The sequence below is a fragment of the Actinomyces timonensis genome (assembly GCF_040702965.1).
Classification (GTDB): Bacteria; Actinomycetota; Actinomycetes; order Actinomycetales; family Actinomycetaceae; genus Actinomyces; species Actinomyces timonensis_A.
This window is the reverse complement of record NZ_CP159989.1, coordinates 1,431,169-1,444,315: the sequence shown is the minus strand read 5'-3', so window position 1 is coordinate 1,444,315 and position 13,147 is coordinate 1,431,169. Positions and strand designations below refer to the sequence as shown.

The window sequence follows — 13,147 nt, the reverse complement described above, 5'->3', positions numbered from 1 at the left end:
ACGATGAGTCACGAGCCAAGCGCCGGCGCCCCCGCCCGGCCGATCCGAGCCCCCCGGGAGTCCGAGGAGCCCGGCTTCCCCGGCGCCCTCCCCTTCGGCGCCCGGCTGGCCGCCGCCATGGACGACCACGGCCCCCTGTGCGTGGGCATCGACCCGCACGGCGCGCTCCTGGCGGCCTGGGGCCTGACCGACGACGCCGCGGGGCTGCGCGAGTTCAGCCTGCGCGTGGTGGAGGCCATCGGGGGACGGGTCGCCGCCGTCAAGCCGCAGTCCGCCTTCTTCGAGAGGCACGGCAGCGCCGGCATCGCCGTCCTGGAGGAGACCCTTCAGGCGCTGAGGGACGTGGGATCCCTATCGATCCTCGACGTCAAGCGCGGGGACATCGGCTCGACCATGGACGGCTACGCCCAGGCCTATCTCGCCGACGGCGCCCCCCTGGCCGCCGACGCGATCACCGTGTCGCCCTACCTCGGCTATGGCTCGCTCGCCCCCGCGCTCGAGGCCGCCCGCAGCACCGGGCGCGGCCTGTTCGTGCTGGGACTGACCTCCAACCCGGAGGGCGCCACCGTGCAGCACGCCATGACCCCCTCCGGGCGGTCCGTCGCTGCCCGGATCGCCGACGGCGCCGCCGCCTCCAACGCGGCCGCGCGCGCCGCGGGCGCCCTGGGCAGCGTCGGCCTCGTCATCGGCGCCACCATCGGGGACGCGGCGAGGGATCTGGGAATCGACCTCGCGGCGACCAACGCGCCCCTGCTCGCCCCCGGGGTCGGCGCCCAGGGGGCCGGGGAGGCCGAGCTGGCTCGGGTCTTTGGCCGGGCGCGCGCCCAGGTCCTGGCCTCGACGTCGAGGGGCGTGCTCGGCGCCGGCCCGGATGCGGAGGCCCTCCGCAAGGCGGCCGCACGAGCGGCGATGGAGGCCGGAAGGGCCCTGAGGAGGTAAAACGACACGCCACTGACATGTGTCGCTCCTCACTTGTGTGAGGGTGTTGTGTGGATGTAACGCCCCTGACCTGCACGGGTGTCCGGAGCGTTACGGTGTCCGGAACGATACCTCGTAACGGCTTCGCAAAGCTGCCCGTAATGGGGGGTTTCGGGTCATAACCTTTCATCACCGCACAAAGTGACCGATATGAAGGAGATTACAGGTCATGGCGCTTCCCACCCTCACTCCCGAGCAGCGGGCCGAGGCCCTCGCTAAGGCCGCCGTCGCGCGCACCCGCCGCGCGGAGGTGAAGATCGCACTCAAGCGTGGTGCGATGAGCCTGTCAGAGCTCTTCGACCTCGCTGCGACCGATGAGGCGATCGGCAAGATGAAGGTCCTCGACCTTCTCCAGTCGCTCCCTCGCGTTGGCTCGACGACGGCTCACAACCTCATCGAGGAGATCGGGATCTCCGAGTCCCGTCGCGTCCGAGGCCTGGGGGCGCAGCAGCGCGCTGCCCTCCTGCGCCGCTTCCACTGAGCTTCCCCGGGTTCCCTCCCTGACGAACTCAGCACCCTGCGGCTCCCCGCGATCGCCATCGGCGACGCGGGGAGCCGTCTTCTCCGCCTATCCGCGTCGGCCTGCCGGGCGGGGGGCGGACCCGGCCAAGAGGAGCGCGACCAGCGGAAAGCGCTATAGGCGCCTCCCGAGCCCCCACGGGGTTTTCCGGTGATGGCGCCGGATGCCCCATGATGGGGCCATGACGCCCGCGACCCCCGCTCCCTCCCCAGTGACTCCGTCAGCGCAGCCGCCGGCGCGGTCGACGGCCAGGCTCTCCGTGGTCGCCGGGCCGACCGCCGTCGGCAAGGGGACGATCGTCGCCGAGCTGCGCCGCCAGCACCCCGAGCTCTTCGTCTCCGTGTCCTGCACCACCCGCCCGCCGCGCCCGGGCGAGCGCGACGGCGTCCACTACCGCTTCGTCGACGACGCGGAGTTCGACGCGCTGGTCGAGCGCGGGGACATGCTCGAGTGGGCCCTCGTCCACGGCGCCCACCGCTACGGCACCCCCCGGGGCCCGGTGGTCGAGGCCCTCACCCAGGGGCGCCCCGCCCTCCTCGAGATCGACCTCGCCGGGGCGCGGCAGGTGCGCGAGTCCATGCCCGACGCCCTGTTCGTCTTCATCGCCCCGCCCAATTGGGATGCGCTCGTCGAGCGGCTCGTGGGCAGGGGAACCGAGGGCGCCGCCGAGAGGGAGCGCCGCCTGGCGACCGCCCGCACCGAGATGGCGGCGGCCGATGAGTTCGACGTCGTCGTGGTCAATGACACGGTGGAGCGCGCCGCTGCGGAGCTTGAGCGCCTCCTCGGGCTGGGCCCCGCCCTCTCCTAGGACCGGGTCATGGCCCTCCCCGCGCCCCGCTCGCGCCCGGCGGCGGGCCCGGCCGGGGTCAGGAGCGGCGCCGACGCCCATCCGGGCGGGCGCCGCGCCTCCTCGCCACGGGCTGAGACGGGCACCACGGCGTCCCGGGGCCGGGTGGGTGGTGATTCCCCGCTCCCTGAGGCGCTAGGATGTCCTGGCTCGGCCCGTTGGCCAGCACCGGCCAGCACCACGGACGTACCCGGGCCCTCACCCCCGCTCGTCGGAGCGGGGACCCGCCGGGCCCGTCGATACCCGATCGATCCGAAAGAGGAGCTCATGCTCGGAACCTCCCCCCAGCCCGAGGGCATCACGAACCCGCCGATCGACGACCTCCTGGAGAAGGTCGACTCGAAGTACGGGCTCGTGGTGGAGGCCGCCAAGCGCGCCCGTCAGATCAACACCTACACCCAGCAGCTGGAGTCCAACCAGTTCGAGTACTTTGGCCCGCTCGTCGAGGTGGCCCCGGAGGAGAAGCCCCTGGGCATCGCCCTGCGCGAGATCGCCGAGGACAAGCTCCAGGTGATCAGCGGCGAGGAGGCCCGCGCCCGCCGCGCCGAGGCCGACGCCGCCCGCCGCGCCGCCGAGGAGGACATGTTCTCCGATATCTCGCTGGACACGGCCGTCACCTTCGACGAGACCGAGACGAGCGGCCCCGGCGTCGACAGCATCGAGTTCTGACACGAGCGCGTCCGTGCCGCAGCGCAGCGAGGGCGCCCATCGCGCCGCGACCCCCACTGGGCCGCGGCGCGTCGTCGTTGGCGTCGCAGGCTCCATCGCCGCCTACAAGGCGCCCACCGTCATCCGGCTCCTGCGCGCCCAGGGCCACGAGACGCGCGCCGTGGCGACCCAGGCCGCCCTGCGCTTCATCGGCGCCCCCGCCCTGGCGGCCGTCAGCGGCGGGCCGGTGGGAACCGGCGTCTTCGACGACCCGGCGGCCGTCGAGCACGTGGGGCTGGGGGAGTGGGCCGAGCTCGTCCTCGTCGCCCCCGCCTCGGCCGACCTGCTCGCCCGCATCGCGGCCGGCCGCGCGGACGACCTGCTCACCGCCACGATCCTGACCACCACGGCGCCCGTCGTGCTCGCGCCGGCCATGCACACGCAGATGTGGGCCAACGCCGCGACGGTCGAGAACGTCGCCACCCTGCGCCGCCGCGGGCTGACCATCATCGAGCCCGACGTCGGGCCCCTCACGAGCGGGGACTGCGGCGCGGGGCGCCTGCCCGCCCCGGAGCGGATCGTCGCCGAGGCGCTGGCCGCGCTGGCCGGGGCGGCTGCCGCCGCGCGCCGCGCCGGTGGCCCGGAGGCGGCCTCCCCCGGCTCGCTGTCCGGCCGGCGCCTCGTCGTCTCCGCGGGCGGCACCCATGAGCCCATCGACCCCGTGCGCTTCATCGGCAACCGGTCCTCCGGCCGTCAGGGAGTGGCCATCGCGAGCGCCGCCGTCGCGCGGGGCTCCGACGTCGTCCTCATCGCCGCCAACATCTCGCCCGAGGTCCTCGCCCCGCTGGGGGAGTCGACGGCGGCGCCGGGCGCCGGAACCGCCCGGATCGTCGAGGCCCCCACAGCCCTGGATATGGAGGCAGCCGTCCGCTCCGAGGCCACCAGCGCTGACGCCGTCGTCATGGCGGCCGCCGTCGCCGACTTCCGGCCGGCCCGTCCCGGGATCTCCAAGATCAAGAAGCATCGTCTGGCCGACGGCGCCGGCCCTGCCACGGGCGGCGCGGACGAGGCCGTCGGGCTCGCGGGGGGGCCGGCGCCCATCGAGCTGGTGGCCAATCCCGACATCCTCGCCGGGCTCGTCGCCGATCCTCCCCGGCCGGGACAGCTTATCGTCGGCTTCGCGGCGGAGACCGGGGACGAGGAGGGCGACGCCCTCGCGCATGGCGCGGCCAAGGCCCGCCGCAAGGGCGCGCACCTGCTCGCCGTCAACGCCGTCGGCGGCGGCAGGGGATTCGGGGACGTGCCCAACGCCGTCGTCGTCCTGGATCCCCAGGGCGCTGAGGTGACCCGGGGCGAGGGATCGAAGGCGGAGGTCGCCGAGCTGATCCTGGACCTCATCGCCGAGCGGCTCCCCCGCTGATCAGGGACTCCCCGCCCAGGAGCGCGGGGATCGGCGCGGGGCGCGAGGGGGAGCGGGCGGTCATTCCCGTCGGGGGCCGCGGGTAAGATGCGGCCGTGACTTCCCAACTGCGCCTCTTCACCTCCGAGTCGGTCACCGAGGGCCACCCGGACAAGGTCTGCGACCGCATCTCGGACTCCATCCTCGACGCCATCCTCGCCCAGGATCCCGATGCGCACGTGGCCGTCGAGACCATGGTGACCACGGGACTGGTGCATGTGGCGGGGGAGGTCACCACCTCGGCCTACGTGGAGATCCCGCAGATCGTGCGCGATGAGATCGTGCGCATCGGTTACGACTCCTCGGACGTCTGCTTCGACGGCCGCTCCTGCGGCGTGTCCATCTCCATCGGCCAGCAGTCGCCGGATATCAACGCCGGCGTCGTCAAGGCCCTGGAGGTGCGCGATGATTCCTCCGACCTCGACCCCCTCGACTTCCAGGGCGCGGGGGACCAGGGCCTCATGTTCGGCTACGCCTGCACGGACACCGCCGCCCTCATGCCCCTGCCCATCCACCTCGCCCACCGCCTCGCCGAGCGCCTGGCGGCCGTGCGCAAGCAGGGGATCGTGCCCGGCCTGCGCCCCGACGGCAAGACCCAGGTGACCATCGGCTACGACGGCGATCGCGCCGTGAGCATCGAGAGCGTCGTCATCTCCACCCAGCACGATGAGGACCGCAGCCGCGCCTGGCTCACCGACGCCCTGGCGGCCGAGGTCATCGATCCCGTCATCGCGGCGGAGCAGGCGGCGGGGATGGACGTGGCGGTCGGCGGCATCGAGCTGCTCATCAACCCCTCCGGCCAGTTCGTCATCGGCGGGCCCACCGGGGACGCGGGCCTGACCGGCCGCAAGATCATCGTCGATACCTACGGGGGCATGGCGCGCCATGGGGGCGGCGCCTTCTCCGGCAAGGACCCCTCCAAGGTGGACCGCTCCGCCGCCTACGCCATGCGCTGGGTGGCCAAGAACGTCGTCGCCGCCGGGCTCGCCACCCGCTGCGAGATCCAGGTGGCCTACGCCATCGGCGCCGCCCGCCCCGTGGGCCTCTACGTGGAGACCTTCGGCACCCACACCGTCCCCGTCGATCGCATCCAGGCCGCTATCGACGAGGTCTTCGACCTCCGTCCCGCCGCCATCATCCGCGACCTCGACCTCCTGCGCCCCATCTACGCGGGCACGAGCGCCTACGGCCACTTCGGCCGCCCGGGATTCAGCTGGGAGGGAACGGATCGCGCCGAGGCGCTGCGCGCGGCGCTCTGAGCCCGGGGGACGCGCGATGGGCGAGCCGATGACGCACCCCGCCCAGCAGGGCGAGCTCATCGCCGCGCCCGCGCGCCCCGAGCGCACGATCACCCCGCCCGACGGCGTCATCGACCCGGTGGCCAGGGTGCTCCTCGACACCCCCGTGGCCCACCTCGACCGGCTCTTCGACTACCGCGTGCCCGCCGCGATGGACGCCGACGCCCGGGTGGGCACGCGCGTGGCCGTGCGCTTCGGCGGTCAGGAGGCGCACGGGTGGGTCTGGGAGCGCGACTCGACCACCACCCACCCGGGCCCGCTCGCAACCGTGCGCAGGGTCGTGTCCGACCTGCCCGTCCTCACGCCGGCCACCATGCGCCTGGCCGAGTCCGTGGCCGAGCGCGGCGCGGGGGCGCGACCCGATGTGCTGCGCGTGGCCATTCCGCCGCGCCACGCCCGTGCCGAGGCCTCCGAGCGGGAGGGGCCCGCTCCCGTCCTGCCCCAGTGGCCCGCCCCCGAGGGCGGCGGCTGGGCGGCGTACGAGGGCGGCGGGGAGATGCTGCGCGCGCTCGCCGACGGCGGCGCCCCCCGGAGCGTGGTCACCGTGCTGCCTGGGAGGGAGGGCATCACCGCGTCCTGGCCCGAGCTCCTGGCTGACGCCGCCCAGGCGGCGCTCAGCGCCGGGAGGGGCGTGCTCGTGCTTGTCGCGACCGCCGAGATGGCCGAGGCTCTGGCGAGCGCTCTCACGGCGCTCCTGCCAGGCGAGCCCGTGGTCACCCTCGCGGCGGACCACGGCCCCGCGCGGCGCTATCGGGCCTTCACCCGCCTGCTCCTGGGGCGCGCCCGCGTCGTCGTGGGCACGCGCGGCGCCGCCTTCGCGCCCGTGGCGGACCTCGGCCTGGCCGTTATCTGGGACGACGGCGATGACCGCCTCGACGAGCGCCACGCCCCCTACGCGCACGCCCGCGCCGTGCTCGCTCTGCGCTCCAGCCTGGAGCGCTGCGGCCTGCTCATCGCCTCCCACGCGCGCAGCGTCGAGGCCCAGGCCTACGTGGAGCGCGGGTGGGCCGCGAGCCTCGCTGCCCCCAGGAGCGTCGTGCGCGCCGCGGCCCCGCGCGTGGAGGTCCCGGGCGTGGAGCTGGAGGCGGAGGGCGCCTCCGGGGCCGCGCGATTCCCCTCCTTCGCCCACCGGGCGGTGCGCGCGGCCGTCGAGGCCGGGCCCGTCCTCATCCAGGTGCCGCGCGGGGGCTACGCCCCGCTCGTGGCCTGCGATCGCTGCCGGGCGCCGGCGCGCTGCGCCACCTGCGGCGGGCCCATGACCATGGAGCGCGGGGGAGCGGTGTCCTGCCGGTGGTGCGGGAGGTCCCCCCACGGATGGCGCTGCGAGAACTGCGGGTCCGACCGCCTGCGGATGCGCTCCGTCGGCTCGGCGCGCACGGGGGAGGAGCTGGGCCGAGCATTCCCCGGAGTCGGCGTCGTCGTCTCCGGGGCGAGGGAGGATCACGGCGTCATCGCCGAGGTCGATGACTCCCCTCGGCTCGTCGTCGCCACCCCTGGGGCCGAGCCCATCGCCCAGGGGGGCTACCGGGCGGTCATCCTCATGGACGCCGGGGCCCTGTCCTCACGGGTCGACATGGGCGCCACCGTGGAGGCGGTGCGCCGTTGGACGAACGCGGCCGTGCTGGCGGCGCCCGGCGCGCGGGTCATCGTGCTGGGAGGCCCGGAGCCCGTGGCCGCGCAGCACTTCCTGCGCTGGGACCACGAGGGCTTCGCCCGCAGAGAGCTGGCTGAGCGCGAGGAGCTGCACCTGCCGCCGGCATGGCGGACCGCCTGCCTCGACGGGCCTCGCCGCGCCGTCGAGGACCTGCTCATGGCGGGTCAGGCCGAGGGCTATGAGGCGCTGGGGCCCGTGGAGGCGCCGCGCGCGGGAGCCGGGCGAGCCAGGGACTCCGCGCAGGCCTCCCAGGCGACGCACCGAGGACTACTGCGCGCGCCGGCGCCCCGGGGGCGCGAGCTCGCCGTCTGGCTGCGTCATCGCCTGCGGGACCGCTCCGCCCACCGCGAGGACCCCATCCGGGTCGAGCTCGACCCCACGCGCCTCTGGTGACGATTCGGTGACACCGGCGGATCAGCCGGAATCCGGTGCTACTTTCCTCATTGGTGGGCATCCCGGTTCCCCAGGGTGATGTCCCTGTTCCGCGTGGCGCTCACGCCGCGAGGTATTCCCTCCTTCATCCTCCCCAGGAGCCAATCCGTGCTGCCTCCTCGCCGTTCCCTCGCCATTGCCGCCTGCGCAGTGCTCGTCCTTCCCATGCTCGCCGGGTGCGACACTGACACCGCCTCGTCGACGAAGCCAACCCCGAAGGCCGTTGTGACGACTGACGCCGGCGCCGCGGAGGCGAGCCGCGCCGCCGCGGAGGCGGAGGCGTCCCGCCAGGCTGAGGCGACCAAGCAAGCGGAGGCGAAGGCCTCTCAGGACGCCGCCGCGACGAGGGAGGCGCAGGCCGAGGCGAGCCGCGCCGCCGCCGAGGCGAGCCGCGCCGCTAAGGAGGAGGCCGACCGCGTGGCCGCGGAGGCGTCCCGTCAGGCAGAGGCCTCCCAGCAGGTGGAGCAGGACTCCTCCTCCAGCCAGAGCGACCACCGGATCGCCCCATTCGTCGGCGGTGGCCGCTCATCGTCCTCCGGCCGGGGCGGCCACGCCTACTACTCCAGCTGCAAGGAGGCCAGGGCCGCCGGCGCCGCGCCGCTCCACCGAGGCGATCCTGGGTACCGGTCCAAGCTCGATCGGGACGGTGACGGCATCGCCTGCGAGTAGCGACGGGCGGCCCGTCGCGCCCTCAGCCCGCGGAAACCGTCTCACCCCGCTCCTGCGCCCTCATACGGCGAGAATGAGACGGCAACGGCGGGCCGAGGGCGCAAGAAGGGGGCCGAGGGCGCGCGACGCGCCGGGCGGCGGGCGCTACAGTCGGGGCGTGAGCACTATGAGCGCCGATCCGGCGCAGTCTCGGCGCTCGTCGGCCCGGCGGTCCGCGGGGTCGGCCCGCGCGAGTGCCGCCGGCGCCACCGGCGGGGTCGACGCGATCATCCTCGACCTGGGCAACGTGCTCTACGCCTGGGAGGCCGTCGCCGCCGTTGCCGGGCGCGTGAGCCTGCCCGCCTGGGAGGAGTTCTGCGCGGGCGCCGACTTCGCCGCCCTCAACCGCCGCTCCGATCTCGGGGAGGACTTCGACGCCATCGTCGCCGACCTCGCCACCGCCCATCCCGAGAGGCCCGACTGGGCGGATGTCCTGCGCCTCTACCGCGCCTGCTTCCGCGATTCCCTCACGGGCCCCGTTCCCGGAATGGTGAGCCTGGTCGACGAGCTCCTTGCCACCGGCGTCCCCCTCTACTGCCTGACCAACTACGACGGCCCCACCTTCGATGCCACCCGCGACCTCGTCCCGCAGCTCGACCGCTTCGCCGGGATCGTCGTCTCCGGCAAGGAGGGCCTCATCAAGCCCGACCCCGCGATCTTCCGCGTCACCCTGGAGCGCTTCGGCCTCGAGCCCTCCCGCGCCCTCTTCATCGACGACTCCCCGGTGAACACCGCCAGCGCCGCCGGCATGGGCATCCTCACCCACACCTTCACAGGCTCCGGCGCCCTGCGCGCCGAGCTCATCGAGCGCGGCATCCTCCCGGCCCGCGCGGCCCGCCCGTAGACTGGCGCTCATGCGCATCCTCTTCGCCGGGACCCCAGAGCCGGCACTCCCCGTGCTGCGGGCCCTCATGGACTCACCCGAGCACGAGATCGTCGGAGTCCTCACCCGGGCCGACGCCCGCTCCGGCCGCGGCCGGGCCCTGCGCCCCTCGCCGGTGGCCGCTCTCGCCCGCGAGGCCGGCATCGACACGCGAACCCCGGCCACCCTCAAGGACCCCGGGACCCAGGACTGGGCGCGCTCCCTGGGCGCCGACGCGGCAGTCGTCGTCGCCTACGGCCGACTCGTCCCTCCCGCCCTCCTGGACGTCCCCGCCCACGGATGGCTCAACCTCCACTTCTCCCTCCTGCCCGCCTGGCGCGGCGCGGCCCCCGTCCAGCACGCGATCATCCACGGCGACGACGTCACCGGCGCCTGCGTCTTCCGCTTGGAGGAGGGCCTGGACACCGGGCCCGTCCACGCGCGCCTGACCGAGCCTATCGGCCCCGCCGACACCGCCGGGGACCTCCTGGCCCGCCTCGCCGACGCCGGGGCCCTCCTCGTCCTCGACGTCCTCGCCCGCCTTGCCGCCGGCACCGCGAGTCCCGACCCCCAGCCCGATGACGGCGTGAGCCTGGCCCCGATGCTCACCCCCGACGACGGGCGCGTCGACTGGACTCGCCCGGCCGCCGAGATCGACCGCCAGATCCGCGGCGTCACCCCCGCGCCCGGCGCGCACACCACCTATGGGGGCGCCCGCCTCCGCCTCGGGCCCGCCACCCCCGTTCCCGGGGCCGCCGGCGCGGGCGACGACGCCGGCACCGGGGCCCTCGCGCCCGGTGAGCTGCGCGCCACCAAGCGGGAGGTCCTCGTGGGCACGGGCTCCGGAGCGCTGCGCCTGGGCCAAGTGGCGCCGGCCGGCAAGAACTGGATGGACGCGGCCGCCTGGGCCCGTGGGGCCAGGCCCGCGCCCGGCGCCCGCCTCGGCGAGCGGAACGCGTCGACGGCGATGACGGGAGGCGAGCGCTGATGGCCGGGCGGGCGCGCGGCAGCGGCCAGGATGGCCGGGGAGGCGGTCGGCGAGGCCAGCAGCGGGGGCACGCCGCCTCCCAGCGCCGAGGCCAGGGCCGTGAGCGCGGCCACGGCAACGAGGGTGGCCGCCATCACCCGGCCCGCCAGGGCCCCCAGCGGGGGCGCGGCCCGCGGGGCGACGACGGCTCCCGGCGCTCGCTCCCCAACCCCGACGCCGCGCGCCTGGCGGCCCTCGAGGCCCTGACGAGGGTCCGCGAGGACGGCGCCTACGCGAACCTCGTGCTCCCGCCGATCCTCTCCGCCGCGCGCCTCGACCGCCGTGACGCCGGTTTCGCCACCGCGCTGACCTATGGGGCCCTGCGCCTGGCGGGCCGCTATGACGCGATCCTCGCCCTCTGCGTCGACCGCCCCCTGGGCCAGCTCGACGGTGCCGTCCTCGACGCGCTGCGCCTGGGCGCCCACCAGTTCCTCGGCATGCGTGTCCCCGCCCACGCCGCCGTGTCGGCCACGGTGGAGCTCGCCGCCTACGCCGCGGGGCGCGGCGCCTCCAGCTTCGTCAACGCCGTCCTGCGGAAGGTGGCCGCCAAGGACCTCGACGCCTGGCTGGCCGAGGTGCGGGACGCCGCCCCGGACGAGTTGGCCGCCTTGGCGGCCGTCGAATCCCACCCCGCGTGGATCGCCAAGGCCCTGCGCCAGGCCCTCGTGGTCAGTGGGCGCGATCCCAGCGAGCTCGAGGATCTCCTGACGGCGGACAACGCCGATCCCGAGGTGGTGCTCTGCGCCCGGCCCGGCCTCGTCGAGACCGAGCGCCTGGCCGCCGAGGCCCGTCGGGCCGTCGGCGACGAGCCGCGGCTGGGGGACATCAGCCCCTGCGCCGTGGTCCTGCCCGGGGGCGACCCCGGCCGCATCCCCGCGGTGCGCGACAGCCGCGCGGGCGTGGAGGACGAGGGCTCCCAGCTCGTCGCCCTCATGGCCAGCGAGCCGACGATCGCCGGGCGCGACGAGCGCTGGCTCGACATGTGCGCCGGCCCCGGCGGCAAGGCGGCGCTCCTGGGCGCCCGGGCCGCGCAGCGGGGCGCTCGCCTCGTCGCCAACGAGGTCACTCCCCACCGCGCGAGGCTCGTCGAGGCTGCCGTGCGCGCCATCCCCGACGGCGTCGTCGAGGTCCGCTGCGGGGACGGGCGCCAGCTCGGGCGGGACGAGCCCGGGCGCTACGACCGGGTCCTCGTCGACGCGCCCTGCACGGGCCTGGGCTCCCTGCGCCGACGCCCCGAGGCCCGCTGGCGCCGTGGTCCCAAGGATGTCACCGAGCTCGCCGCCCTCCAGCGTGAGCTGCTCCTGTCCGCTCTGGCCGCCGTGCGGCGCGGGGGATTGGTCGCCTATGTCACCTGCTCGCCCCACGCCCTGGAGACCAGCCTCGTCGTCAAGGACGCCCTGAGCCGCGCCACGCGCGGGGGGATGAGCATCGAGACGCTCCACGCCGGCGACGCCGCTACCCGCATCGCGCCGCGGCCGCCCGCGGGGGCCGACCGCGCCCAGCTCCAGCTCTGGCCCCACCTGGACGGCACCGACGCCATGTTCTGCGCCCTCCTGCGCCGCGACCGCTGACAGCGGGCCGACCGCGCGCCACCAGACCTGATACCTCACTGAGGAGAACCCGCCATGACCGCAGCGCCAGCGATCCACCCCTCCATCCTCAACGCCGACATCTCGCGCCTGGCCGATGAGATCGCCCGCATCTCCGGGCCCGGGGGCGCCGACGGCGTCCACGTCGACGTCATGGACAACCACTTCGTGCCCAACCTGTCCTGGGGACTGCCGGTGGTCGAGGCCGTCCGGGGCCGCACGGGCCTGCCCATCGACGCCCACCTCATGATCGAGGACGCCGACCGCTGGGCCCCGGCCTACGCGGAGGCCGGCTGCGCCACCGTCACCGCTCACGCCGAGGCCACGACGGCGCCGGTCCGCCTGGCCGCGGAACTGCACCGTCTCGGGGCTCGCGCAGGCATCGCCCTGCGCCCGGCCACGCCGCTGGAGGCGGTGGCCGACGTGCTCGGCGACTTCGAGACGCTCCTCATCATGACCGTGGAGCCCGGCTTCGGCGGCCAGTCCTTCATCGAGGCGATGCTGCCCAAGATCCAGCGCGCCCGGCGCCTCGTGGGGGAGCGTGGACTGGAGCTGAGCATCCAGATCGACGGCGGTGTCTCGGCCGCCACGATCGAGCGCGCCGCCGAGGCCGGCGCTGACGTCTTCGTCGCCGGGTCAGCCGTCTACGGCGCCGACGACGCGCTGGCCGCCATCGGCGAGTTGCGTGCGCTGGCCGCCGCCCGCACGTGCTGAGGCGCCTCGGCTCGAGACGCCGCCACGGCCCGGGCCGACGCGGGACGCGGTGGAGGGGTGGCTGTCAGTCGGCGATGCCGAGCCGTCTCGTGAGACTTCTGCGTCTGCGGTGGAGGCGCCACCAACTCGCTGTGCGCTTGGCCTGGATCGTGCCCACCTCGTCGAGCGAGGGCAGCCCCAGGCTCTCCAGCTGCGCGGCTATCGCCTCGGTGTCCCCGGGCCGGTGGCCCTCGATGATCTCGTGAGCGCGCCTGACCGATGGATCGGACAGCGGGTGCGCCGCGATCAGCTCATCGACCGAGGCCAGCTCGCTTCGAAGGCTCTGCGTGGACTTGCGCCAGAACATGGTTCTCACTTTCCGAAGATGCGCGCCACCGCGCCGCGCCCGAACGCGGCCAGGATCGACCAGTA

At 74.9% G+C, this 13,147-nt stretch carries 13 protein-coding genes; 12 read left to right on the top strand and 1 reads right to left on the bottom strand.

The annotated features are described in order from the left end of the window. Positions 1-3 precede the first annotated feature (3 nt). From pyrF to rpe, 12 genes are all read left to right on the top strand, one after another. Positions 4-939: an orotidine-5'-phosphate decarboxylase gene (gene pyrF, locus ABXS69_RS06285; RefSeq protein WP_366179902.1), complete on the top strand. Its 936-nt coding sequence runs from the start codon at positions 4-6 to the stop codon at positions 937-939. Between the two features lie 208 nt (positions 940-1,147). Beyond that, positions 1,148-1,459 carry an integration host factor, actinobacterial type gene (mihF, locus tag ABXS69_RS06280; RefSeq protein ID WP_159523802.1) on the top strand — a complete coding sequence of 104 codons (312 nt, stop codon included), beginning with the start codon at positions 1,148-1,150 and terminating at the stop codon, positions 1,457-1,459. A gap of 220 nt (positions 1,460-1,679) precedes the next feature. Beyond that, on the top strand, positions 1,680-2,306 hold the full coding sequence (gmk, locus tag ABXS69_RS06275; protein ID WP_366179901.1) for a guanylate kinase: 627 nt from the start codon (positions 1,680-1,682) through the stop codon (positions 2,304-2,306). 306 nt (positions 2,307-2,612) lie between these two features. Further along, positions 2,613-3,014: a DNA-directed RNA polymerase subunit omega gene (gene rpoZ / locus ABXS69_RS06270; protein WP_366179900.1), complete on the top strand. Its 402-nt coding sequence runs from the start codon at positions 2,613-2,615 to the stop codon at positions 3,012-3,014. Positions 3,015-3,027: 13 nt separating this feature from the next. Continuing rightward, entirely contained in the window at positions 3,028-4,413 is a 1,386-nt protein-coding gene (gene coaBC / locus ABXS69_RS06265) for a bifunctional phosphopantothenoylcysteine decarboxylase/phosphopantothenate--cysteine ligase CoaBC (protein ID WP_366179899.1), read from the top strand. A 95-nt stretch (positions 4,414-4,508) separates the two neighbouring features. Next, positions 4,509-5,711 carry a methionine adenosyltransferase gene (gene metK / locus ABXS69_RS06260; RefSeq protein ID WP_366179898.1) on the top strand — a complete coding sequence of 401 codons (1,203 nt, stop codon included), beginning with the start codon at positions 4,509-4,511 and terminating at the stop codon, positions 5,709-5,711. A gap of 28 nt (positions 5,712-5,739) precedes the next feature. After that, complete coding sequence (locus ABXS69_RS06255; protein ID WP_366179897.1) at positions 5,740-7,797, top strand: primosomal protein N'; 2,058 nt, start codon at positions 5,740-5,742, stop codon at positions 7,795-7,797. A gap of 147 nt (positions 7,798-7,944) precedes the next feature. Next, positions 7,945-8,505, top strand: a complete 561-nt coding sequence (locus ABXS69_RS06250; RefSeq protein ID WP_366179896.1) for an excalibur calcium-binding domain-containing protein — start codon at positions 7,945-7,947, stop codon at positions 8,503-8,505. Positions 8,506-8,671: 166 nt separating this feature from the next. Continuing rightward, positions 8,672-9,388: an HAD family phosphatase gene (locus ABXS69_RS06245; protein WP_366181553.1), complete on the top strand. Its 717-nt coding sequence runs from the start codon at positions 8,672-8,674 to the stop codon at positions 9,386-9,388. 10 nt (positions 9,389-9,398) lie between these two features. Then, the gene (gene fmt / locus ABXS69_RS06240) at positions 9,399-10,394 is read left to right on the top strand and encodes a methionyl-tRNA formyltransferase (protein ID WP_366179895.1); all 996 of its coding nucleotides are present in this window, start codon (positions 9,399-9,401) and stop codon (positions 10,392-10,394) included. Continuing rightward, the gene (locus ABXS69_RS06235; protein WP_366179894.1) at positions 10,394-12,004 is read left to right on the top strand and encodes an RsmB/NOP family class I SAM-dependent RNA methyltransferase; all 1,611 of its coding nucleotides are present in this window, start codon (positions 10,394-10,396) and stop codon (positions 12,002-12,004) included. The genes fmt and ABXS69_RS06235 overlap by 1 nt, the downstream gene beginning before the upstream one ends. Before the next feature lie 54 nt (positions 12,005-12,058). Further along, positions 12,059-12,736 (top strand): ribulose-phosphate 3-epimerase, encoded by a 678-nt coding sequence (gene rpe, locus ABXS69_RS06230; protein ID WP_366179893.1) that lies wholly within the window; start codon positions 12,059-12,061, stop codon positions 12,734-12,736. A 64-nt stretch (positions 12,737-12,800) separates the two neighbouring features. Here the strand turns inward: rpe and ABXS69_RS06225 are convergent, their stop codons facing one another. Next, complete coding sequence (locus ABXS69_RS06225; RefSeq protein WP_366179892.1) at positions 12,801-13,091, bottom strand: hypothetical protein; 291 nt, start codon at positions 13,089-13,091, stop codon at positions 12,801-12,803. Positions 13,092-13,147 lie beyond the last annotated feature (56 nt).